Genomic DNA, 22,415 nt, shown 5'->3' on the forward strand with positions numbered 1-22,415 from the left:
CTTCTGGAAAATAAGTAATTTTTTAACACTGAGTTTGCGAATGCTCATGGGAAAAATTGCAATAGCCTAGAAAATTATGTCGCATTTTTCATTTGAAGCATTATTTGCTTTGGTCCTGCTTCTAACTCCTGCAGTGAAAACTAACGAATGTTATCAAAAAAACTTGCCAGAATCGTTAAATTCAAAGGCGATAGCGAATGATGAAAAAAAATAGCAAGTTTACGAGTGGATGGGCTTGGGGCGAGTATACTTCCTCTGGAGCCGTCCAAGCATCTGTGAATACAAATGGAACTAGCTGTATTTCTTGTCATGCGAGAGGGAAGGATTATGTGAGGATTTTTGAATATTGAGTTTATCTCTTTATTTTACGAATCCACCAGAAAAAAGGATGTAAACACCGCCTATTAACTGGATAGGCGAAGTTAAAACATCGAGCGGCATTGTTATGAGTAAGCCACTATAATAAAATATATTATTGCCTATATATTTTAACTTATCTCTTTGTTTCCATTCAATTTGATTGACATAAATATAAGCCTCACGGGGAGGAAACTCTTTTGTAAACATTTTCTTATTTTCATCGTTCCGTTGGATGCTTACATACTGCGCAGACTGAAAGGAACCTAGTTTTTCGAGAACACGAATTAAAATATAATGATCCTGTATTTCTTCCGGTTTGATACCAGTTCTTATTAATTCAGCCTCACTAACCATTTTCTTATCGTTAAATAATTCTCCTCCTATTGATTTATAAAGAACTACCTGCTTTAAACGATTAGGTAAAACTTTAGATTCTGATAGAAGTATGACATCTTCATTCACATTAAAAATCAGTCGGCGCTCATTTCCGATGAGCAGATTTTCAAAAAGATAAGATCGTGAGTCTCCCTCTACTCTGTAACCCAAAGCTATGTCTGGTTGCGAATTGAATTCTTTTCTCGGCGAGGCATCTGCATCAAAGTTAAATTTTTTAGAGTATGCCATCGTGATGCAATTGAGTAAAGGAAAAAGGATGAGCAAGAAGGTGTATTTTCTCATGAAAGAAAGTTTATAAGATCGATGGAAACGCCGGCAAGACAGAAACAATTCTGAAGATAAAAGAAAATGGATGATTGCCTATAGGTCCATCTAAATTACTTTTTTAAAGATAGCCAGTCGACTATCCTGCGTAAGAGCATAGGATATAACGTCCACAGTTACTGGATTTCCGTTTTTCGCTCTGAAATTCCACCTTGATTCCACTCTTCCCAATTCTTGCGCTTCTTGAAATCTAGCTTGGTTCACTTTGTGTGCATCTTCATCAAAAATGAGAAGCATTAAGGACTTACCGATGATCTCTTCTCTTGGATATCCCATAAGTTGGGTGAAACTAGGATTCACATCCACGACCTTAAAATTAGAATCTGAGACAAAGACGGCATCCGAAGTGATTTCGAAAAGAAATCTATATCTTTCTGTTTCCAATTTTTGACTCGTTACATCCTGAACGGTTCCAATCATCATCTCGGGACTATAAACTGTAGCCAGAAGCTTTTCCGCATGCCCACGAAGGTACCGAATTTCCCCAGTTTTTAAAACAATTCTAAAGTCGGTAAACCCTCCGTCAGTATACCCTTCTTCGATTCTTTTTCCTCTTTCGATGACATAAGGAAGGTCTTCCGGATGTATCAAGGCAAGATAATTTTCGATCGTAACTTGAAACTCGGATGCTTCAACGCCATAAATATTATATGTTTCCGCAGACCACTTCAGCTCTTTTGTTTTAGCCACATAACACCAACTTCCAATTTTGGCTATCCTTTGCGATTCAGATAATAAGTTTTCACTCAGTCGAATGGCTTCCGCTTGTTGGTATTTTTCAGTTATATCACTAAATACTAATACAGCTCCTCGTATCTTTCCATTTGTTTCCCGAATCGGTGAAGCACTGTCAGAGATTTGGTATTCTTTACCGTCTCGAGAACGAAGTGTTGTATGATTGGCCAAACCAACAATTTCCCCTTTCTCTAAAACAGTTTGAACAGGGTTGGTCACGACTTTTTTAGTATAGACATTGAAAATGACAAACACTTCATCAATGTGTTTTCCGACGGCTTCAGATACATTCCATCCGGTCAGGCGTGTTGCTGCTGGATTCATTCTTGTTATGTTTCCGGAAAGATCTGTTACCATGACGGCATCACCTATAGAATTTAGCGTGGTAGCTAACTTATCTTCTTTCTCTAGCAATGCTTTGGTGGTTCGTTTATGACTTTCTAGTTCGCTCGCTATGATTTTTTTTGCCTCAAATAGTCTAAGTGCCATTTTGATGGACGTATCGATCACAGTTAAGCTGGATGATTTTACTATAAACCCATAAGAGGTAACGCGTTCTGTTTTTTCAATAAAATGGAGGGAGCTATGGCTGGATAAAAATACGATGGGAATTTCTAAAATTTTGAGTATATCTTGAGCAACTTGGATTCCATCAATTTCGTGATTTAAATCCAAATCCATCAAAACCAAATCAAAATATAGATTTTCTTTGATGCTTTTGATTGCCGCTTCAGGTGAAGATGCCGTTTTGACTTCATAACGGTACTGCTCCAAGGATTTTTTTGTCGCGAGCGAAATTAATACTTCGTCTTCGACTAATAAAATTTTTCTTTTTTCTGCTGTTGTCGTCATGGATTAAGAGACCCAAAATAAAGTTGTTATATATTTCATTTATATGTAATTCTCTCATATACTAAATCATGAAATAAATTCATACAAGCCATTTTTCTCTTTTGAGGGGTTAACGTCTCATATCAGTTCAATGCTATTTGCTGGAAAGATTCGATGACGGCAATTAGCGAGCATTCGAAGCCTTGTGGCATTTATTGCTATTCTGTGACTTGTGTAACGTATGTTAAAATTTAGAGTAAATGTTTGAAAGAAGGTAAAAAAAATGATAGATTCAGGGAATGTCTTTTTGTTTAGGGAAGCCTGAACAAAGAGGAAATTAAATAAGCATTTGATCCGATGAATCTTTTTTTGAGAAACCGAAATTAAAAAAAATTGAAATGATTGGGCATATGTGTGTTAAATGTCAAAGTAAGTGAAAAAATATTAAGCGTGAGTGGAAAAAATGAAAAGATTAATTTACCTAGTTGTTATACTATTACTGAGTTCGAATTGTATTCTTTCTTCCCTTTTTGATCAGAATGCTAAAAAAAATCCGGCTGTGATGTCCAATATCATGCTCCTTGCCTTGGGTGGTGTGCAAACGACGACCGAGGGAAGCTCTTCATCGGCAACCGTGACAACTTCGGGTGGATCGGTAGTTTCGGAGGATGGTAAATACTCACTAGAGATTCCGTCTGGCGCCCTTTCGGAAACAAGCCAAATCACCGTGACTAGAAATGCCTCACCGATCGGAAATATTCCGACGGGCTATGCGACTCAAACAAACATTCTAAAATTTGAACCTGCGGGACTTGTTTTCCAAAAGCCGGCGAGGCTTACCATTACCTATGAACAAGGTGATATGATAGAATCTGGTTTCGAAGAAAGAAGCCTTGGCTTTTATTATATTAAGGATGATTCTACCTTAGAAAAAATGAAGGTGGTTTCGGTTGATTACTCTCAAAACAAAATGATCGTGGAAGTGGAGCATTTCTCGTTTGGTGTTGGACTCACGATCCAAGTATGGTTAGTAAATAATGGCATCATTACGAATTCCAATCCCGTTCAAAATATAGCAAACAATGTCATCGCGGAACTCTCTAGTTTTGCCCAAGAAGGATACGGCAGTGTGAGTGAATATTTCCAAGCTCATTCCTCAACACTTGGTCCTTTTTTAAATCAATTGGTTGCGATACTCGGCTACGATCCGATCAGTACGGCTTTTCCTGCTGCAGACTTTAATGGCAATGGCATCCCTAACAGTGAAGATCCGTACGTTCCTTCTACAGGTCCGGTACTCAGCATCGTTTCTAGTGGTTCGTCGTTTGTCAGTTCTCTGACAAACGCCATCAACAGTACACAGTTTGTTTGGCAGAGTTCGAAAACGGGTAGCTTTTCGATCAGAGCAGGTGGAACGAATTGTTCGGATGGGAGTGTCGTAAGTTCTGGTTCGGTGACTGCAGGAACGAATCAAACTTTTGGTCCACTGAGTGCATCATCACTGGCTCTAGGTTTGACTAACTACCGCATTTGTGTTGTGAGTTCTGGTGTTACGGGCAGCTTGGTTCAGTCCGTCACGCGAGATGATTCACTGCCAACTGTTTCCGTAAATCCTGCAGGGGGTAATTATGGAACCATTCAGAATGTAGCTTTAAATTGCGGTGATACAGGTGGTTCTGGATGCGGAGCCGTCGCATACACTACGAATGGAACTACTCCTGTTTTTACATCTTCATGTGCTGTGACGACGGGAGCCCTTTACTCGGCACCGATTGTAACACCAAATGCAAGTATTACGACCATCAAATTTAAATCTTGTGATAAGGCAGGTAATATTTCTAGTTTGTATTCGCAGACATATACGGTAGACACTATTTTGCCTACCATCACGATCAATTCCGTGAGCCCTGGGACTTCGATCCAAGGCGGCGTAAGTCCACAAATCAATTGGCAATCAAATCGGGACGGAAGTTATGCTGTGAAGATTGGTTCTGATTGTACCTCTGGAACACAGGCAACAGGTACAAATGTAAGTGGTACAGTAACTTCTGGAATTTCACTTGTCTCTACAATCTCTTCAGGCTCACAATTAAGTGAAGGATCGCGAAAGATTAACTTCTGCGTGAGCAATATGGTCGGAAATTTTGGTAGCTCTTCCTCCACGTTAACTGTTGATACGGGATCTCCCACCCTATCTATAACGCCTGCATCTGGTACATATGCTACCCAACAATCCGTTACAGTAAGTTGTACAGATACTACGACGAGTTGTCAAAAGGTCATCTATACTACCAATGGATCTGACCCTACCGTGGATGCATCGGGAACCATCACAAATGGCAGTCTGTATTCTGGAAGCATTACCACTCCGAACGGATCGGTATCCACCTATAAGTTTATGGCTCGCGATCTTGCAGGGAATCTCTCAGGAATCAGCACCGTAACCTATTCGATTGGTCCGCCATCTGCGCCTTCCCTTTCTAGTGTGTCTGTTGGCAACGGAAAGGTAACAGTTAGTTTCGGTTCCGTATCTGGAGCAACTAACTATAAAGTTTATTACAAAACGACCAACTCTATCACAACAACTGATAGTTCGGTGAGTGGGACTAGTTCACCGATTGAAGTGACTGGCCTGTCCAATGGGACAACATATTATTTTGCTGTAACGGCTTCGCATAATGGTGGCGAGAGTACTCTTTCATCATCCTCTCCGGCGACGCCGACATCCATTATCGCGGTCAATGAGACTGATGTTGTGGCAGAAATTGATTGGTGCAAGTTGCAACACCCCCCAACGCTTACCGTAAATTCCGGAGTTGTAACGTATATGTATGGCCGTGTTTACGAACTAGGGTTAACGGATCAGAATACGGGGGGACATGTTGATATTCGAGCCGATTTTGGATATGGTCCAGCGGGAACTGACCCAAGAACAGATGCCAATTGGATCTTTGCCCCTGCCACTTTCAATCCTGGCGGTGTCGAGATGATGGCAAATCCAAATGATGATGAATACCAGTATGCCTTTACGGCACCGGCGATCGGTTCTTATCTCTATACATTTCGTTTCTCAGGGGATGGGGTCAATTATACTTATTGCGATACGGATGGTGCTGGAGCGAATGCAACTCTAATCTTTAATCCTTCTGCACTAGGCACATTAACGGTCAATTAACATTTGATAGGTGTGGCTATTGAAAGCCTTGCTAAAAGGGATCTTCTAGCCACACTTTAAAAAGGAAATATCCGAAGTATATTTATGAACAGATTTTTGCATAAACAATTAGTCTTTCTCAGCAAAATTCATTCGGAATCAAAAATCGAAGCATGCGGACGTTAAAATTTTTCAGAATTCTTGGCTCCTGAATTTCACGCCTTGTAAAAGTAGTGGCTAAATTTTCAGATTTTTCTTTACAAAGATTTATTTTAGGCCGAGAATCATATTATTACTCCTTGTTAGAGTAAACATGAAATATTTTTCCTACATACTTTTATCTTTACTCGCTCTTTCCTGTAGCGTACCATCACTCAGTCGGAACCCGATTGAATTTTTGAGTATTTTTCGAATCTTCACGCGGTCTCCAGCGACTACAGCATCCACGGAAACAGTGGGAGAGTTTACACTTGGGGGGGCAGTTTCAGGCCTACTTTCAAACACAAGCGTCACTCTTTCCAACGGTTCCGATTCGACGACAGTCTCTGCAGATGGTAATTTTACTTTCAGCACCAAAGTTAAAACAGGATCAACGTACAACGTTACCTTTTCTACTCCTGATTCAGCCAAGATGATTTGCACTTTAGCAAACGCGAGTGGAACCATGCAGACATCGAACATCGCCAATGTGAGTCTTACCTGCGGATGGGAGTCGGGATATTACGAAGTGGGCGTGAGTGTTTCTGGAACTACATCGACCTTAGCTGTCCAAAATAATGGGACCGACAGCACTTCCATATCCTCTCTCGGTTTGACAAAGTTTAATTCTCGTATCAAGACAGGATCAAACTATGCAGTCACCATTACGAGCCAAACTCCTGGTGTACTTTGTAGTTTCGTCAATCCCAAATTGAGTGTTGGCACCATGCCAATGGCAAACGTAACTGTCTTTGTAAAATGTTTACCAGGTTATTTAAAGGGAGGAACCGTCCACTCGGTGGCTTCCGCTGATTTATTTCCCGATCCTTCCGCAAGCAATATGTTCGTTAACTCCCTGGTGGGTTCCTATCCTACCAATGTCCCCGGTGGGGGAGGACCAATTTTTGGAACGGCCGATGGAACCTCAAGCGCTACCAGGTTTAATAACCCCAAGGGTATGGCAAGTGATGGATCTTATGTTTATGTGGCAGATTATGCCAACGATCTGATTCGAAAAATCGACAAAACAAATGGGACAACGACAACGTTTGCTGGTGGAGCCACGGGCGGTGGATCTGTTTGTCCTGGAACGACAACGACCAATTGTTTGGATGGAACAGGAACAGCGGCTCAGTTCTATCGACCCTTTGCCCTAACAACCGATGGAACTTCTTTATATGTACTGGAGTTTTTAGGAAATCGCATCCGTCGGATCGACCTTGCAACGGCGGAAGTAACTACGCTTGCAGGAAATGGCAATAACGCACCTTTTGCTGACAACTCGGATGGGATGCTAGCATCGTTTAACAACCCTCATGGTATTGTTTTGTTTAATGGAATGCTCTACGTCTCTGATCGATACAATCATAGAATACGCACAGTCAATCCCGTAACGGGAGCTGTGAGTACACTCGCTGGGTCAGGTGTCGCTGGCTTTGCGGATCTAAATGGGACCTCTGCTCAGTTTGACAATCCTATTGGGATTGTGGGGGTGGGAAGCTATCTTTATGTGACCGATGGAGCAAACCACCGCATTCGTAGGATTGATCCGACGGGTTCCATTTCCGTGACAACGATTGCCGGTCAAGGGATCGCGGCATCTACGGACGGGTTCGGAACGAATGCACAATTTTCATCCCCGTTTGCCCTCACGACAGACGGAACAAACCTTATCCTATCTGATTATGGTACCTATAAAATTCGCCATGTTCGACTCAGCGACGCAAAAGTTACGACTTTGGCTGGAGGAACTGTCGGCTATGCAGACAATGCGGGTGGCAATGCCCTTATGGAGCGTGCCGCCTACGTATCAAGTGATGGAGTCAATATATATATAACTGAAGAAGCAAATCACGCCTTGCGACGTTTGGAAAATGCTGAGATTACCCGTTATACGTTAGATGGGAACGCAAATGATTCGGTAGGAACAAATCACGGAAGTCTGATCGGTACTCCTACTGCGACATCAGATGAGAACGGGACGACCAATGGCGCCTATGAATTTAATGGTACTTCTCAATATGTACAGTCCGTCATTCCTTCCTCGATGGTATCACCTGTCAGGGATTCCACAATTTCAGCCTGGATTTTCAATGCGGGAACAGCTACAAATGGAATCATATTTTATAATGGTTCTTTCGGATCTGATGGGTATGGTCTTATCATTAATAGCAACAGTCAATTGTACATTCGTTATAACAACGTAAACGTAAGTGGTGCTGTTCCTGTCTTAATCCCTTTCAATACCTGGACGCATGTTGCAATGATCGTTCGAAACGGTAACTCGGAAGTTTATGTAAACGGAGTCAATAAGCTAACGTTTGCTACCACGCTGACCGTGGGTCCTACGGGGAGCTTTTTGATCGCAGGCGATGGAACGGCTGCAAACTCATTTAAGGGAAAGGTTTCAGATGTTCGATTTTTTAATGGCGCTCTTGATGGAAAGGCCATAGAGAAATTGGCCATCCAAGTTCCATCGGGCATCATCTCCTATTTCCCGTTAAACGGGAATGCGATTGATTGGAGCGGCAATGAAAATAATGCGACCTCTGTAACTGCTGGACCTACAAATGATCGTTTTGGGAATATCAGTTCTGCCATGGCATTTGCTAGTGATTTCATTGAAAGAACTTCACCCAACCGAATGCCTATGGGAAATGCACCTCGCAGTTATTGTGCTTGGGTTAGGCCCACTGCCGCGGGAGCCATGAGCATTGTAAATTTTGGAACCTTGGCTGCTGGAACTTTAAGTGGTTTAACAATTGATAACTCGACCATAATCAATGATGGAAATACGCCCAATCTGTCTGTTCCTCATTTTAACTTACTCAATTTATGGACTCATATCTGTGGTACCTATGATGGGACCAACGCCTCCGTTTATTATAATGGAATCCTCCAATCCTCATCTGCCATTTCTTGGACAACGGGAACTTCAACACTCTTACGAATAGGTATGAAGCTGGATGGATCTCAAGCCATGACTGGGATGTTGGATGATGTTCGTATCTATAACCGAGTGTTAACCTCGAGCGAAATCACTGCGTTAAGCGGCCATCACCCTTTACAAATCTCGGGTCTCCAGTTACATTTGCAGGCAGATTCGATCAATACTTCTCCCTTCGCTACCTGGGTAGACAATAGTCCAAATAATAATACGGGTTTTTTCGGTGGGAATACCGTCGTCCAAGGGAATCCACCAAGCAGACCGAGTTGGATGATGAATGGACTGAATAACAAACCCTCGGTTATTTTTAGTGGCTCACAGTATTTGGAAAATACCTCAGGTACCTATCCTGGACTTTCTACAGATTCCTTTACCTTTTTTATCGTTAATTCTCGTGCTGCAACGGCTAACATACAAGTTGCGTTGCAAATTGGTCCTATCCTAGGTGGCAAAAAATTTTATTTTGATGATCCAGGCGGCACGCAGACAGGCTTTGGTTCTGTTTTTGCTTTAGATAGGTCCAATTCTTTCGTTTGCTCACGAAGTTCAACGGGATTCAGCGGGTTAGCGACAGCCAGGATTTTTTCTTTTTATTTCGATAACACAAGTTCGATTGCCTCCCCGTTTTTTTGGGACACGACAGGCGCAGAAGGTACTACCTTATCAACGGGAACATTCGCCGTTCCTTTTGCTGGAATGAACAATGGAACGGTGGTAGGAGCGGGACCCGGTCCTGGACCAGGTGCCGATTTTTATAACGGGAAAATCTCAGAGATTCTCTATTTTGACCGCGTTCTTTCAACTTCAGAGGGGAATAAGGTTCGTTGTTATCTTTCTAGCAAGTACAACATCGCCGTCGGAAATGTATGTCCTTGATTTGATAGGCTGCTCGAATATTATTTCTTTTTTTTGGCTAAGTTAGTTGTGGTTGCAAAATTGACAAAATACTGGTCTAGCACCTTCTTTGTCGCCTCAACTAATATTGGCTGTAAGCCCGTTGTTTTGTTATGAACAAAAGTCATATTAAGTGCATTTAATAAGGCTCCAGCTTTCGCTCCTGCACCGTCTAGTGAATCATCGCTAACGTTGGCAAATGATCCCCCGCCTGAAGCGGTATTGGAATAAGATAGGTTTCCTTTCGGATCAAATAAAAGACCGTGCACATCTACGGTAAAATCTCCCATAGTTACGATCTTAAAATCTGCACGCATAAGTAGTATTGCATCTACTTTTGTTTCTGATGCGATTTTCGGTATCAGTAAAAGATCCTCATCTGTAAGTATCAGCATTCCCTGATTTAGGTTTAGATAATTTTTCTGAAATTTATATTTTTCATCAAGAGCAGTGAATGTAGGAGACGATGATAAAATTTCACTGGAAACTAAAACTGCATTTACATTTGCTGAAAATGATTTTGGTAAATCTTTGGATAATGAAGCAACATCCTTAATCTCGGCGTAATATTTTTGATTTGTATTAGCGATCGAAACGGTGATATCGGTCTCTTTATTTGACATGTAAGTCAAAAGTAAAATTTTACTTTTTCCATTTAATGGGTATGGCGTCAATGCTTTACTACCGCTATACGTAATCGGATGCGAAGCGCAGCCAATCATAGTTACTATGATTAAGAAGGAGAAAATTGTTTTCATGAGTGATCCTTTGAATTTGAAATCCCTAGTATGCTAAGAAATACCAAAAAGAAAGTCAATGTATATTTCCATACGATACAGTTAAAGCATTAATCTTTTTTTATAAATCAATCTTCAATCTCGGAAGATGATAAATCTGAAAGTGATATGCAACAACTTCTGAATTTTTCAGATCCTTGGGAAATGGCCAACTAACAGGTAAACTCGACTCATTCCAAAGGAATGGCTGTGAATGTCGCCCGGTACACATCGCAAGTACCGCGTGTTCCACTCGACCATGTCCGAGTAGAAGTAGATTCGAATCAAATTTGCTGATTCCTATCAGTTTAACGCGACTCCTATATCTGCGATTTCTTCTGACCATTTAATCTTCGATACTCGGAAGGAGGAATACTTTCTATCTCTTTGAATGCCCGAATGAAGGCATTTTTTGAATTAAAGCCAACTTCATATCCAATTCTAAGAATCGGAAGATCAGAGCTTGATAACAATCTTTTTGCAATCTCAATACGACGAGTCCGAATGATTTCGATGAATCCTTGGTTGAAATACCGATTCATAACTTGCGAAGTTAGATGAACAGAAACTCCAAGCAAATCTGCAAGTTTTCGGAGATTCAATTCACTATCTAAGATCAGCTCTTCGTTCCTAAGAATTTGTTCCAATTTGATCCCTAATTCTTGAAGCTTATCCTCTTTTAGAAAAGACTTTTGGTATTTTGGATCATCGGAAACGATTTCTGAAGTATCAATTTGAATCTGATCTTTATAAACGCGGTGCCATGCAAATCCGAGTATCCAGAATGAAAAGCCGATATTGGTGATTCCTTCTGAAACTTTGCCTGGAAATAAAATCGCCAAGAGTGTAGACAAAAAAAGCCAGATAACAAGTACTACTGTGTATCTTCCAAATATGGCAATCTCAGGGTCGGCAGACTTTGAAAAGTCTTTGCTAATTTCTCGAAATCTTAAATGGACACGGACAAATATAAATAAATTTGTGACCATCGTAAAAATTTGCAAAAGACTTGCTTCCGATGTCAATTCGCCTTTCGCAACAATCGCGATATAGTGAAGCTTATATTCAGCAGGCTGTAAAAAAAAGGGAATGCAATAGAAAAACAGAATGATCGATGGTAGAAGGCAAATAGATAACCAAAACTTCCTCTCTTTGGGTATTCCAAAATACCGAACCACTGCATAATAAAATAGCGGTGCTGAAAAAACACCCAGCACATAACCAGCTTTAATGATATGTGGGAATTCTTTCACAGTGCCAGTAAAGTAAGCCAAATTCAAAAGCATGATACAAGTAAAGTGAACGAAAAAATGTCCTAAATAGAGGCTGAGTTGTCTTCCCGATTTCGCCTTATTATAAAAGTACAATGCCAATAGAATGGATTGTACTGCCCCTGAACTGAGAATGATTGAGCCAATCAAATGCGTTTCTTCCAATTTTTTATAAAATAAGGTGCCTTCCCATCGGGTGGAACGACAGACAAATTTGTATGGTGTATGCTTCTCTTACGATTGAGGTAAACAGTGCATACAAAAATTCTTTGCTTTCTAATTCTCTCTTTGTTGGTCATGAATCAGCCGATACGGTCTCAAGCGGTATCTGTCCAGGGGGGTTTGAGCCAACCACTCCTCTTGCAGGGAGCAAATGTAGCGGTGACATATTATGGAAAATCCATGGTATTCGAATACTCCCATGGATCAGGGCTTCGTTATGATGCCTCAGGTGGGATCGGTCTCTCCGAAGAGGAAAAGGCTCAAAACCTAAAGGTTTATGCGCCTTACAGCACTGGGTTCGGAATCGGGTACTTGATCCGAAAAAACTGGGACATTCGTGTGGAAATTAAAGAAAACCTATACCGAGTAAAATCCGAAACTACACTCGATGAACTTGCTTTGAATCAATTTTTCGGTCTTAGAAGTGATTTACCTTTTGAGGGTAATGGAACAGAGTTCTGGTTACCCAACCAGAACAATCAAACCAATCCAATAGAACTGACCCTTCAAAAAGCAGTACTCGCAGAATTATTGTATGATGCAAAATATACATTTCCGAATACAACCGCGCGCTATAGGACTAGATCTGTCGGACTTGGAATGTATTACAGATATTTTCCATTAGGTGGTGAAGAAGGCTTAATGATCGAACCCTCAGTTCGTTATTGGCCGAATATCTGGACAGACGCCCCTGAACTTCAGGCTTTTGAAAACAAATTCGGCGTGATGGGCCTTCACAAAGCACACGACAATGGACTCTTTGTCAACGTTTCGTTAGGTTACTATAAAACGATTTAGGCTCTATATGAAAATTAAAATCTTTATTCTTATTGGTTTTATTATCATCCAATCTTCAATATTTTCCTCACCTTCGTTTTCAAAGGAAGAATACTCAATCAACTTCTTTCGAGCGCCTTCGATTGGTGGCGAATATAGAAGGGACCAAATTTCTATCCATGGCGGTTATTATGTTACGAATTTTGAACCCGACATCACTACTAAGTTTTATAAATTAGGTGTGGGTTATTGGTTTTTACCCACCAAACTAGCGTTTTCTTCTTCTGACCAGCCCTCATCATTTTATACTTACTTATCCTATGGGAAAGGCATCAACTTAGACTATAAAAATAAAGATACAATTATGTATGAGGTTGGCTATCGATTGATGATTTGGGAGGGTTTGAGCTTTCGATTGGGAGTGATTGCTCTTGGTGCCGAAGGCGAAAGTACAAAAGTCAATCCGACTCCTGGAATCAGTTATTCAATTTTCTTTTGAGGTAATACAAATGGACAAACAAACAAAACAAACTTATCAATTTGCAGGTCTGATCTTTCTGATCACTCCGTTCCTAATTCAAATTCCCTATACAATTCTAATCATGAATTTTCAGTATCCAGATATACTTCGGGAACCAACGGAAAAGATTTTAATCGAATTTCAAAAGGGAGGTTCTTCCCTCATCTTGACTTGGTTGTTTTTTGGATTTGCTGGTTTACCTCTTGTTTATTCGTATTTAGCTCTTTATCAACTTACAAAAGAAAAGTCGCAAATCGCAGCCCTTGTGGCAGTAATTTTTGGTATCTCAGCTTTGTTCTTTCAGCTAATCGGCCTATTGCGCTGGGTATTTGTCGTACCAATATTAACTAATCTCTATACTGATATAAACGCTACTGTCGGTACAAAAGAAGCCGTCATAGTATCATTTCAAACGATCCATCATTTATTCGGAGTTTTGATCGGCGAACATCTGGGACAATTGTTTACGATCCTTTGGATGGCAATCAATTCGGTCCTCATCTTGAAAGAGAAAAAATTTCCAAAATGGTTAGGATCATTCGGATTATTTTCCTCGATCATTTATATTCTTGCGCAGACAGAATTATTATCCTTGGTGATTCCAGAAATTTCCGAGATACCTTTCGCTGGTTTGATTGGAAGTCTCTGTTGGTTGTTGTGGATGGTCATCTTGGGATATTATATGTTTAAAAAAGAGGAAACCAATGCAGTCTTATAAAAGTTTTTCGAAGAGGTATTTTCTTTGGAATCAGATCATAAATTTATTTTTTCTGAATCCATTGGCCTTCGCATTTATAGTATTATTCTTTGAGCCGAACGATGAACAATTGAATGCGTTAATAATTGGTCTTATCTTTTCGCTTGTTGTTGCTCAAATCCTATAATACGTATTAGTTTACCAACTTAGACCAATAAAAAATTATTTTGATAAAGTAGATACAAACTCGAAAACCGCAATAACGGAAGTTTCAACAGCAGTTGAGTATATGAAAGTGCTGACACAATCTACTGCGGCTGGCTTGGAGAAAATGACGGCAACCTCAGACGGTATAACATCCATGGACGACATGATGAGAAAAAAATTTCTTTAAATTAGAAAAACAAACAAAAGTTTTTTAATAAATATGGTAACCATTATGAATAAAACAATCTTGCGCTTTTTCTTAATCTTTTCCATCACTTCATTACATGTATCCGCTAGCTCTATTTCTATAGAAGGAGATACGGCTGCCTACTTTTTGAATGGTTATTCGGGCATAGTAAGGAAATCATTTGATAATGGACTAGATATCGCATTGGGTGGAGGTGCATTCAACATGCCCCATGCTGTCGTAGAATCCTCTCAATCAAATAACAATTTGATTCAATGGGAAGCAAGGTGCAATAGTATCCAAGTTTTAATGTAATAAGTAAAGGAATCTCGGGAGGGTACATCTATCGTGTATTTGAAGGTGTTTATATTTATCCAAATATTGCCTATACATTGAATGATCGATATGTGGGTAATCCATCTATCCTATTTAATGAATACCACTTTGCGCAATCTGGATGGAATGGGTCGGTGCATGTAGGCATTGAATTTTAAGAATAATTTTGATACACGAATAAGAAGTCATAGTTCTTGATTTAACTATGACCATGCGATTTTTTATTCTAAAATGGCACATTTTCGAATGTTTCTCGGATTTCTTTCAATCTTTTGGCAATTGAAATGAATCTATCATCGGGAAGCGGAAATAGATTTTTATACAATTTCTTTTCTCTTTGCAACATGCGCATTAGAATTTTTTTACCAACTAGTGAAAGTTTGAATTTTGAAGATGAAGAATGTTGTGGGTTGTAGATAGCTTCGATTAGTTTCTTTTTTTGAAGTTTACTTATGATTTGGTGCATCCTTTGTCGGGAAACATTTCTCATAAATGCTAGTTCGGGAATGGTCGCCTCTGCGGAGGCAAGAAGAAATAATACACTTCTTTCTGCAGAATCTAGATTTTCATAGGCGTGTGTCCTTTCCTCGACAAATTGCATTCTATAAAACAATCGATTGACTTCATCTACCAGTATAGATAAGTTTACCCAGCTCTTTTTTTTCTCTTTCATTGAATTAGCGAGTAAATGACTTACATTCGCATTTACTACAAAAGTATAAATATCAAATTATTTGATAAAACGTCAAATAATTTTACACATATTTCTTTATAGAAGAGAACAGAGAAATTGACTTCAGTTTTCTTTGTTATCCCTTGTTCCTATGAACATTCAAACAAAATTGATATATCTTTTATTGTTTCTCTTCTCGGGTTATGCTTTTGGATTCCAAGAATTGCCTAAAGCAAAACCACTCCGAGTGGAATTACTCTATGTTAAGTACATTCTCCTCGGAGCTTTGGTGTCTTTTGTCGCTTATACAATCTACTGCTCTTTCAAGGAGAATTTTGTAAAATCATTTAGGAAAATATTTCCGCTACTCTGGGGTCGCCAGGTTGGGATTGATCTCTATATCGGAATCTTTCTATTTTCGTTTTTCGTATTTATGATCGAAAAATCTGTTGTCATTTTATTTCTTTGGTTATTGCCTTCTATCATCTTTGGGAATATCATTCCGCTAGTCTATCTCATCACACATTTTGAATTCATCTGCGGCTTATTTGGATTTTAAATTTGAAAGAAGAGAGCAGGATTCTGTTCTGGATCCTTCTGTCTTCTTGGAGAGTATACTCTTAGTTAGATTTAGTTTTTAAGAATGACACAATATTAATCACTACCACTTAGGAAGTCGGTAAGCCTTTTTCTAGAACCTAACCACAAAAATCAATTGAGAAGCCCGATATTCCCGACAGATTGCTCATTTTAGGAATCCAGTTGACTTAAAGGCGACTATATTTATCTTTTAATCCTTTAAAAATCATTTATATTCACTGGCAAAGGTTCATCACTTTTTCGACATATTGCGAAATCATTGTTCTGATACGTAAATCCATTCCAATTACTCAAAGTTAGTTTAGAGTTAGCGATTCCCTCCGAATCAAAAGAATTATAATATGCTTCAAAATTTTTTCCAGTTTCCTTACCATAAAAAGAATTAAGATTATAAAATCTTATGAGGGAAAAGTTTGATTTTATTCGTGACCAGTTGTTTCCACCATCGACTGACTTCTGGATGAAATTTCTCGCAGCATAAAATAAAACATTTCCTTCGCTATAAAAGATGCTACCCCTAGATGATGTTGAAAATTCAGACCAATTCAATCCTCCGTCCATCGTTTTATAGATTAGAGTGTTTCCGGATAAATATCCTTTGTTTTGGTCTTCAAAATAGATCCGCGTCGGTACAACCTGGCTTGATGGATTATTGCCAAGGGCCTTTTCAAAGATCAATTGATATTGGTCTCCCATTTCAGAACTCTCATATAAATAGAATTTTCCAATAGTTCCATTTGTATTTGATGCGGAGGTTAAAATGCGGGATCGTGAATTTTGGAAGGATTCGTCGTTGATTAAATTTCCATTTAATACTGTTTGATTCCAAGAAAGTCCCTCATCAACTGAAGTATAAACATAATTAGAATTCACTTTTCTTAAAATGAGAATCAGTCGGCGTTCTGGCCTTGCAGAAAATAAGGTGATCACCTGATCTTGGGCTAAATCTATGTTATGTGATCTTTTATTCCAAGTCTGTCCTCCGTCCAAGGTAAAAATTATAGCTTCGTTGCTGATTACAAAATACTTTTCTGAAGAGAGAATTGAAAAATCTCGGATAGTTTCTGAAACATTAAAAAATTTCCAAGTTGAACCTCGGTCTACCGACACAGCAAAATTCGCTTTCGGAAACTCCATAGATGCATTTTCAGCAAAACTTGCGGCAAGTAAATTAGGATCACTTGCGTATTTAATAAGGGGCTCCGTTGCACTTAATTTCGGAGTCGGAAGATAGCAGAGAAGCACACTCAATTGATAATTTTTGTTTTCCTTTAACTTAGATCCAAAGGGATCTAAACGATCACAGGAGCTAATTGCGATCGCAAGAATGATCAAAAAAGTAACATGCATCATCAGTGAATAGTGACGATTAAAAACTCTTTTTAAATCCGATCAATTCAAGTTTTTTTGATTCGTGCTTTTAAGTATGCTAAGGCTTCCGTCGACCATAAGGCCCATAAAATTAGAACTGGCTGAAAGAACAATCGAACCAAACGCTTATCATCTGTATCCAAACCAAAGGCAGTTATGCCATTCATATACTGAGAAACATTTCCAGGAAAAATGGCAATGAAAAAGAGAGATAGTGTTAATCCTACTTTGATTTGGTGTTTGACTAAAAAGATAAGCGCTAGTCCTAAGGAAATCTCAACAACCCCCGATGACAATACTACGAAATCAATGAAATTAGGAGCTTGTGGCAGCCATTTCGGCACTTGAGCCTGGAATTCTCCCCTTTGGAATGTTAAATGACCAATACCAGCCAAGGTCATGAACGCTCCGAGCAATACTCGCAATATCTTCTTTAAAAATGATGTTTCCATGTGATTTTCTCCTGTTTTTAACCACTTGGGACTTTGGTAAGGCTTTTACCAGAACCAAATCACAAAAATTAATCGAGATGCCCGATATTCGCGAAAGATTGCCCATTATAGGAAGCAGACTGGCTTAAAGACGGCTATATTTTAAATCCTTTATATTTCACAAAACATGATTCCGATCCAATTTAAATATGAATTTCAATTAGTAAGAATTCATTCGTAATTCCTTTGTGATCATTTTCACAAACTCTTCCTTATCATTCTTAACTTCTTTTATCTTTGTTTTTAAGTCTTTGGGAATCTCAAAATACTTTTCGGCCCAAATATAAATTTCGATAAATACAGAAACCAAATCAATTCCCTTCTGCGTTAACTTGTATAAAACTTTTACTTTGTTGTCTGGATGTTCTAATTTTTCTATGAGACCGTTTTCTTCCAGGGCCAGAAGTCTCGAAGCTAGAATATTGGTAGCTATCCCTTCCGCGGATTTCAGGAAATCACCATAACTACGTTTTTTAAAGAATATCATATCCCTAATGATGAGAAGTGACCATTTATCTCCCCAGATATCGAGAGAACAGCTGATTGGGCATTCCGATCTTTTTTTATGACTCGATGACATAAATTGATTTTTTGGAAAATACTTGCAAAAAACAAGTATTTTTATTCAAATATTACTTGCATTTTGCAAGTAAATTCGCTTATGATTACTAAAATCCAATGTTACTACAAAAAATTTAGATAAACGAGATCAAAACAATGAAACAAACAATATTAATCACCGGAGCATCTTCGGGTATCGGACTTTTAATTGCCAATCAACTTCACAAGAATGGTTTTACAGTCATCGGAACAAGTCGTAATCCAGAGAGTCATCAGTCTAGTTTACCTTTTAAACTGATTGAATTAGATATTTCCTCTGATCAATCGATAAATTCCTTCAGCGAACGATTGTTTAAACATACTGACAAACTAGATGTTTTAATTAATAATGCAGGATATTTAGTCACCGGGCTTGCCGAAGAGACTCCTATCGAGTTAGGCCAAAAGCAGTTTGAAACTAATTTTTGGGGAACAGTTAAAATCACAAATCAACTATTACCATATTTTAGAAAACAGAAACAAGGAAAAATCATCACAGTAGGATCTTTCCTCGGACTCATCGGACTTCCCAACGTAGCATTTTATTCTGCTTCAAAACATTCTTTAGAAGGATATTTTAAAGTATTAAGATTTGAATTAAGTGGATTTAATATTAAAGTTAGTATGGTAGAGCCACTTGCTTTCAAAACAAACATTGGAAATAACTCTGTTCCATCCGAGATAAAAATTGATGATTATAACCTGTTTCGAAAACAAATTGCAGCATTCGCAAAAGATTTATTTGATAAGGCCCCTTCCCCAGAACCTGTCGTTTCCACAGTAGTTAAAATTATAGATCTAAAAAATCCAAAATTTAATTTTCCAGTGGGCCAAGGAGCATCCTTTATTCTTACAATGCAACACTATGCATATAAACTTTTTGAAAATTCCATTCTGAAACAAATTAAAAAATTTAAATAATTTCATCTAATGAATGGGGAAAAATATGAAAGCATATGTAATTCAAAAATATAACAAAAAAAATGGCCTAACACTTGTAGAAATGCCAGAACCTGTTTTGAATGAGGATGAGGTACTAGTTGAGGTTTTTGCTGCTGGTGTCAACTTACTAGATTCAAAAATTAAAAATGGTGATTTTAAACTAATTTTACCTTATAAACTTCCACTCATTTTAGGCCACGATGTCGCAGGTAAAGTTGTTAAAGTTGGCACACAAGTAAAAAAATTTAAAGTTGGGGATGAAGTGTATTCTAGACCCGCTGACTTTAGGATTGGAACTTTTGCCGAACAAATTGTTATCAATCAAAATGACTTAGCTCTCAAACCCAAAAACATAAGCATGGAAGAGGCCGCGTCAATTCCATTGGTTGGACTAACTGCCTATCAAGCATTAGTCGAATTGGCTAACTTAAAAAAAGGACAAAAGGTTTTTATCCAAGCAGGTTCAGGTGGTGTGGGAAGTTTTGCCATTCAATTAGCCAAACATTTAGGTGCTACAGTTGCCACAACCACTAGTTCGTCTAATTTCGAATTGGTGAAAAGTCTGGGAGCAGATATTGTTATCGATTACCGAACAGAAAACTTTGAGACCATACTGAAAGATTATGATTTGGTTTTACACAGCCAAGATGCCAAAACTTTAAATAAATCGTTAAACATCCTGAAACCAGGTGGGAAACTGATTTCCATCTCAGGACCACCAGATCCAAAATTTGCAGAAGAAATTGCAGCTCCTTGGTTCATCAAATTGATTCTTCGATACCTCAGTTTTAGAGTGAGGAAAAAGGCAAATCAACTGAAGGTAAGTTTTGTATTTCTTTTTATGAGAGCAGAAGGACAACAGTTGAGCCAAATTTCGGGACTTATCAACTCTGGGTACATTCGCCCTATTGTGGACAAAGTATTTCCTTTTGAAAAAACAAACGAAGCATTGGCCTATGTAGAAAGTGGTCGAGCCAAAGGAAAAGCGGTGATCAAAGTAAGGTAAATGTGGGCAAAAACAATGATAAAATGAAGGCTCCTTTACTCAGAGCCTTCATTAAGCACTTTATCTAGCCGATCAAAACCTGCCTTTGTACATTCTACCCGGCCACGAACTTCTTTCTCGAGTGAAAAGTTGACCTTATCCAGCACTTTAAGAAGTACAATCTGTTCGGTAAAAGTCATTTTATTACGACTTTCGACATGTGACTCAAAAACAACAGTTACTAAGGAAACAGAAATTCGAATATCGTTTACATACATCGAAAACGAATAAATGATAAATACGTTTATTATTATAACATAATAATGTGCATCAAATACATGCCGCCTTCCTGATGGTGTTAACACCAGATTGGATTCCGATCCACCGATACGAAATTCTAAGTTGAATTCGACTATTTTCCAATCATCATGGCAGGCAAACCATCTTCGTTTGGAATCAGCATTCGCCCAGGTGGAAAAGGATCTTTCTTTAGAAGCAGTAATAATTCTTTCAATTGTAAATGTAGAGTGTTTTGCTTCTGTATTTTTCCTTTCATTCTCCGTCGGAATTCTCATCCGATGATTCGATTAAAAATTTTCCAAGACAATCATAACTTCGGTTCCAAGCAGCTTTCCTTTCTTCCATCAAAGAATCAATACTCGAAAGTTTTGTTGGATCCAATTGGTAAGTGCGAACCCTACCTAACTTTTCTGAAAAAACAATTCCTCCCTCTTCCAAAACTTTTAAATGTTTAAGTACTGAAGGTAATGCCATGCCAAGCGGTTCAGCTAATTCTTTAACGGAAGCCGACTCGTGACTTAATTGTTCGACTATTCCCAACCGACTTCGATCGGAAAGTGCATGAAAGATATTTTCTAAACCTGAGATTTTAGATTTCATTATTTAATCACATCCGAGTTACTATCTTTTTGCATTCAGTTTTATTTTTAGATTTTTATTTTCGAAATCGTTTGTGAATTCTTTTAGAAAACGGATCCATATCAAAATCTGGTTCATCTTCCGTTAACGTACGTTTAACGGAAGATCTTTCCAATAAACGTTCAAAATAAGCCTCAGTTTTCGGATGACTCTCCCAAAAACTAAGCAGTGTGTCCGCATAGAATAAAGCTGGCACAGCAGAACAATCGGCCATAGAAAAGTTTTCACCAGTAATCCATATTTTGGAATTCTGTTGTTCTTCCACCATATCAACCACTTGGGACTTTGGTAAGGCTTTTACCAGAACCAAATCACAAAAATTAATCGAGATGCCCGATATTCGCGAAAGATTGCCCATTATAGGAAGCAGACTGGCTTAAAGACGGCTATATCTTCGCAAAAAATACGACATAAATTTGAATGAGACTTAAAGAGACCAAGCCACTGGATTTGGCATTTTTTGGGGCAGAAGTAGTATCGAAGTGATCGGGAAAACTAGGTCGCTCTAAAATGCTTCTGGTGTATTTCGATGCGAGAGATTCGAGCTTAATTTTTCGTACAGGTCTCACGGATATGGCATAGTCACCCACGGACTTTTCCTGTTTGTTGGGTAAGAAAAATACCATGCGAGACAAAAATTCATCAATCGACATCGTTAAACTTTGATATGACTTTACTTTGGTGATAGATTCTACATTGCTTTTATAACGAAGCAGGAATGCGGAGCTCGTGAATCGTGACAAGGATGTCACGTGAACAGGAGATGCAAATACTTGAAGCCTTTCATTCATTCCAAATAAAGCCGCGATTGTTTTACTGCAGTTGAGTAGTTTTTCAACCTCGATGAGTTTCCAAGTCGGGATCTTACCAAATTTAGTTTCGAATTTATCCGTATAACATGAAATAAATGCATTATGCTGATTTTCCAACAAAAAGAAGAATAGCAGAAACTCCAATCTCTTCCTTCCGCGAGAGGGATAGT

The 22,415-nt window shown here is 38.8% G+C and carries 22 protein-coding genes; 10 read left to right on the plus strand and 12 right to left on the minus strand.

What is annotated here, in order from left to right:
* Window positions 1–200: 200 nt before the first annotated feature.
* Window positions 201–350 carry a cytochrome P460 family protein gene (locus EHQ58_RS16520; protein WP_167883668.1) on the plus strand — a complete coding sequence of 50 codons (150 nt, stop codon included), beginning with the start codon at window positions 201–203 and terminating at the stop codon, window positions 348–350.
* Window positions 351–360: 10 nt separating this feature from the next.
* Here the strand turns inward: EHQ58_RS16520 and EHQ58_RS16525 are convergent, their stop codons facing one another.
* Both EHQ58_RS16525 and EHQ58_RS16530 read right to left on the minus strand, forming a co-directional pair.
* A complete protein-coding gene (locus EHQ58_RS16525) occupies window positions 361–1,038 on the minus strand; it encodes a hypothetical protein (RefSeq protein WP_135625021.1) in 678 nt (225 codons plus the stop codon).
* A gap of 90 nt (window positions 1,039–1,128) precedes the next feature.
* Window positions 1,129–2,667 carry a PAS domain S-box protein gene (locus tag EHQ58_RS16530; protein ID WP_135625022.1) on the minus strand — a complete coding sequence of 513 codons (1,539 nt, stop codon included), beginning with the start codon at window positions 2,665–2,667 and terminating at the stop codon, window positions 1,129–1,131.
* 442 nt (window positions 2,668–3,109) lie between these two features.
* Between EHQ58_RS16530 and EHQ58_RS16535 the strand changes: the two genes are divergently transcribed.
* Both EHQ58_RS16535 and EHQ58_RS16540 read left to right on the plus strand, forming a co-directional pair.
* Entirely contained in the window at window positions 3,110–5,821 is a 2,712-nt protein-coding gene (locus tag EHQ58_RS16535; protein ID WP_135625023.1) for a chitobiase/beta-hexosaminidase C-terminal domain-containing protein, read from the plus strand.
* Between the two features lie 292 nt (window positions 5,822–6,113).
* Window positions 6,114–9,821: a LamG-like jellyroll fold domain-containing protein gene (locus tag EHQ58_RS16540; RefSeq protein WP_135625024.1), complete on the plus strand. Its 3,708-nt coding sequence runs from the start codon at window positions 6,114–6,116 to the stop codon at window positions 9,819–9,821.
* A 20-nt stretch (window positions 9,822–9,841) separates the two neighbouring features.
* Here EHQ58_RS16540 and EHQ58_RS16545 read toward each other — a convergent pair whose 3' ends face one another.
* Window positions 9,842–10,597 carry a hypothetical protein gene (locus EHQ58_RS16545; protein WP_135625025.1) on the minus strand — a complete coding sequence of 252 codons (756 nt, stop codon included), beginning with the start codon at window positions 10,595–10,597 and terminating at the stop codon, window positions 9,842–9,844.
* Between the two features lie 338 nt (window positions 10,598–10,935).
* A complete protein-coding gene (locus EHQ58_RS16550; RefSeq protein WP_246047408.1) occupies window positions 10,936–12,051 on the minus strand; it encodes a helix-turn-helix domain-containing protein in 1,116 nt (371 codons plus the stop codon).
* A gap of 177 nt (window positions 12,052–12,228) precedes the next feature.
* Here EHQ58_RS16550 and EHQ58_RS16555 point away from each other — a divergent pair, with 177 nt between their 5' ends.
* From EHQ58_RS16555 to EHQ58_RS16570, 4 genes are all read left to right on the plus strand, one after another.
* Window positions 12,229–12,906, plus strand: coding sequence for a hypothetical protein (locus EHQ58_RS16555; RefSeq protein ID WP_135625026.1), 678 nt, complete (start codon window positions 12,229–12,231; stop codon window positions 12,904–12,906).
* A gap of 7 nt (window positions 12,907–12,913) precedes the next feature.
* Window positions 12,914–13,384, plus strand: a complete 471-nt coding sequence (locus tag EHQ58_RS16560) for a hypothetical protein (protein ID WP_135625027.1) — start codon at window positions 12,914–12,916, stop codon at window positions 13,382–13,384.
* Between the two features lie 10 nt (window positions 13,385–13,394).
* Complete coding sequence (locus EHQ58_RS16565; RefSeq protein WP_135625028.1) at window positions 13,395–14,123, plus strand: DUF4386 domain-containing protein; 729 nt, start codon at window positions 13,395–13,397, stop codon at window positions 14,121–14,123.
* A gap of 418 nt (window positions 14,124–14,541) precedes the next feature.
* Complete coding sequence (locus EHQ58_RS16570; RefSeq protein WP_135625029.1) at window positions 14,542–14,811, plus strand: hypothetical protein; 270 nt, start codon at window positions 14,542–14,544, stop codon at window positions 14,809–14,811.
* A gap of 247 nt (window positions 14,812–15,058) precedes the next feature.
* Here the strand turns inward: EHQ58_RS16570 and EHQ58_RS16575 are convergent, their stop codons facing one another.
* Window positions 15,059–15,505: a MarR family transcriptional regulator gene (locus tag EHQ58_RS16575; RefSeq protein ID WP_135625030.1), complete on the minus strand. Its 447-nt coding sequence runs from the start codon at window positions 15,503–15,505 to the stop codon at window positions 15,059–15,061.
* Between the two features lie 151 nt (window positions 15,506–15,656).
* On the opposite strand from EHQ58_RS16575, the gene EHQ58_RS16580 reads away from it, so the two are divergent.
* The gene (locus EHQ58_RS16580) at window positions 15,657–16,064 is read left to right on the plus strand and encodes a hypothetical protein (RefSeq protein ID WP_135625031.1); all 408 of its coding nucleotides are present in this window, start codon (window positions 15,657–15,659) and stop codon (window positions 16,062–16,064) included.
* A gap of 239 nt (window positions 16,065–16,303) precedes the next feature.
* Here the strand turns inward: EHQ58_RS16580 and EHQ58_RS16585 are convergent, their stop codons facing one another.
* From EHQ58_RS16585 to EHQ58_RS16595, 3 genes are all read right to left on the minus strand, one after another.
* Complete coding sequence (locus EHQ58_RS16585; RefSeq protein ID WP_135625032.1) at window positions 16,304–17,458, minus strand: sialidase family protein; 1,155 nt, start codon at window positions 17,456–17,458, stop codon at window positions 16,304–16,306.
* A gap of 44 nt (window positions 17,459–17,502) precedes the next feature.
* The gene (locus tag EHQ58_RS16590; protein ID WP_135625033.1) at window positions 17,503–17,928 is read right to left on the minus strand and encodes a DoxX family protein; all 426 of its coding nucleotides are present in this window, start codon (window positions 17,926–17,928) and stop codon (window positions 17,503–17,505) included.
* A gap of 199 nt (window positions 17,929–18,127) precedes the next feature.
* Window positions 18,128–18,547, minus strand: coding sequence for a winged helix-turn-helix transcriptional regulator (locus tag EHQ58_RS16595; protein WP_135625034.1), 420 nt, complete (start codon window positions 18,545–18,547; stop codon window positions 18,128–18,130).
* Window positions 18,548–18,684: 137 nt separating this feature from the next.
* Here EHQ58_RS16595 and EHQ58_RS16600 point away from each other — a divergent pair, with 137 nt between their 5' ends.
* Both EHQ58_RS16600 and EHQ58_RS16605 read left to right on the plus strand, forming a co-directional pair.
* Window positions 18,685–19,488 carry an SDR family oxidoreductase gene (locus EHQ58_RS16600; RefSeq protein ID WP_135625035.1) on the plus strand — a complete coding sequence of 268 codons (804 nt, stop codon included), beginning with the start codon at window positions 18,685–18,687 and terminating at the stop codon, window positions 19,486–19,488.
* Window positions 19,489–19,513: 25 nt separating this feature from the next.
* Entirely contained in the window at window positions 19,514–20,515 is a 1,002-nt protein-coding gene (locus EHQ58_RS16605) for an NADP-dependent oxidoreductase (RefSeq protein WP_135625036.1), read from the plus strand.
* Between the two features lie 35 nt (window positions 20,516–20,550).
* Here EHQ58_RS16605 and EHQ58_RS16610 read toward each other — a convergent pair whose 3' ends face one another.
* The 4 genes from EHQ58_RS16610 to EHQ58_RS18785 are packed head-to-tail and all read right to left on the minus strand — an operon-like array spanning window position 20,551 to window position 22,389.
* Window positions 20,551–21,069 (minus strand): SRPBCC family protein, encoded by a 519-nt coding sequence (locus tag EHQ58_RS16610; RefSeq protein WP_135625037.1) that lies wholly within the window; start codon window positions 21,067–21,069, stop codon window positions 20,551–20,553.
* Window positions 21,047–21,394, minus strand: a complete 348-nt coding sequence (locus tag EHQ58_RS16615; protein WP_135625038.1) for an ArsR/SmtB family transcription factor — start codon at window positions 21,392–21,394, stop codon at window positions 21,047–21,049. Before EHQ58_RS16615 ends, EHQ58_RS16610 begins: the two co-directional genes overlap by 23 nt.
* A gap of 55 nt (window positions 21,395–21,449) precedes the next feature.
* On the minus strand, window positions 21,450–21,791 hold the full coding sequence (locus tag EHQ58_RS16620; protein WP_135625039.1) for a glutathione S-transferase family protein: 342 nt from the start codon (window positions 21,789–21,791) through the stop codon (window positions 21,450–21,452).
* Between the two features lie 28 nt (window positions 21,792–21,819).
* Window positions 21,820–22,389, minus strand: a complete 570-nt coding sequence (locus EHQ58_RS18785) for a hypothetical protein (protein WP_167883665.1) — start codon at window positions 22,387–22,389, stop codon at window positions 21,820–21,822.
* Between the last annotated feature and the right edge of the window lie 26 nt (window positions 22,390–22,415).

This window comes from Leptospira ognonensis (genome assembly GCF_004770745.1).
GTDB lineage: Bacteria > Spirochaetota > Leptospiria > Leptospirales > Leptospiraceae > Leptospira_A > Leptospira_A ognonensis.

Excerpts from the sequence above, each read along its gene's own strand:
- EHQ58_RS16520 (WP_167883668.1), top strand. The coding sequence starts at position 201 with ATGAAAAAAAATAGCAAGTTTACGAGTGGATGGGCTTGGGGCGAGTAT.
- EHQ58_RS16585 (WP_135625032.1), bottom strand. The coding sequence starts at position 17,458 with ATGATGCATGTTACTTTTTTGATCATTCTTGCGATCGCAATTAGCTCC.
- EHQ58_RS16605 (WP_135625036.1), top strand. The coding sequence starts at position 19,514 with ATGAAAGCATATGTAATTCAAAAATATAACAAAAAAAATGGCCTAACA.
- EHQ58_RS16610 (WP_135625037.1), bottom strand. The coding sequence starts at position 21,069 with ATGAGAATTCCGACGGAGAATGAAAGGAAAAATACAGAAGCAAAACAC.
- EHQ58_RS16535 (WP_135625023.1), top strand. The coding sequence starts at position 3,110 with ATGAAAAGATTAATTTACCTAGTTGTTATACTATTACTGAGTTCGAAT.
- EHQ58_RS16525 (WP_135625021.1), bottom strand. The coding sequence starts at position 1,038 with ATGAGAAAATACACCTTCTTGCTCATCCTTTTTCCTTTACTCAATTGC.
- EHQ58_RS16580 (WP_135625031.1), top strand. The coding sequence starts at position 15,657 with ATGAACATTCAAACAAAATTGATATATCTTTTATTGTTTCTCTTCTCG.
- EHQ58_RS16540 (WP_135625024.1), top strand. The coding sequence starts at position 6,114 with ATGAAATATTTTTCCTACATACTTTTATCTTTACTCGCTCTTTCCTGT.
- EHQ58_RS16615 (WP_135625038.1), bottom strand. The coding sequence starts at position 21,394 with ATGAAATCTAAAATCTCAGGTTTAGAAAATATCTTTCATGCACTTTCC.
- EHQ58_RS16620 (WP_135625039.1), bottom strand. The coding sequence starts at position 21,791 with ATGGGCAATCTTTCGCGAATATCGGGCATCTCGATTAATTTTTGTGAT.
- EHQ58_RS16565 (WP_135625028.1), top strand. The coding sequence starts at position 13,395 with ATGGACAAACAAACAAAACAAACTTATCAATTTGCAGGTCTGATCTTT.
- EHQ58_RS16570 (WP_135625029.1), top strand. The coding sequence starts at position 14,542 with ATGAATAAAACAATCTTGCGCTTTTTCTTAATCTTTTCCATCACTTCA.
- EHQ58_RS16575 (WP_135625030.1), bottom strand. The coding sequence starts at position 15,505 with ATGAAAGAGAAAAAAAAGAGCTGGGTAAACTTATCTATACTGGTAGAT.
- EHQ58_RS16590 (WP_135625033.1), bottom strand. The coding sequence starts at position 17,928 with ATGGAAACATCATTTTTAAAGAAGATATTGCGAGTATTGCTCGGAGCG.
- EHQ58_RS16530 (WP_135625022.1), bottom strand. The coding sequence starts at position 2,667 with ATGACGACAACAGCAGAAAAAAGAAAAATTTTATTAGTCGAAGACGAA.
- EHQ58_RS16560 (WP_135625027.1), top strand. The coding sequence starts at position 12,914 with ATGAAAATTAAAATCTTTATTCTTATTGGTTTTATTATCATCCAATCT.
- EHQ58_RS16600 (WP_135625035.1), top strand. The coding sequence starts at position 18,685 with ATGAAACAAACAATATTAATCACCGGAGCATCTTCGGGTATCGGACTT.
- EHQ58_RS16545 (WP_135625025.1), bottom strand. The coding sequence starts at position 10,597 with ATGAAAACAATTTTCTCCTTCTTAATCATAGTAACTATGATTGGCTGC.
- EHQ58_RS16595 (WP_135625034.1), bottom strand. The coding sequence starts at position 18,547 with ATGTCATCGAGTCATAAAAAAAGATCGGAATGCCCAATCAGCTGTTCT.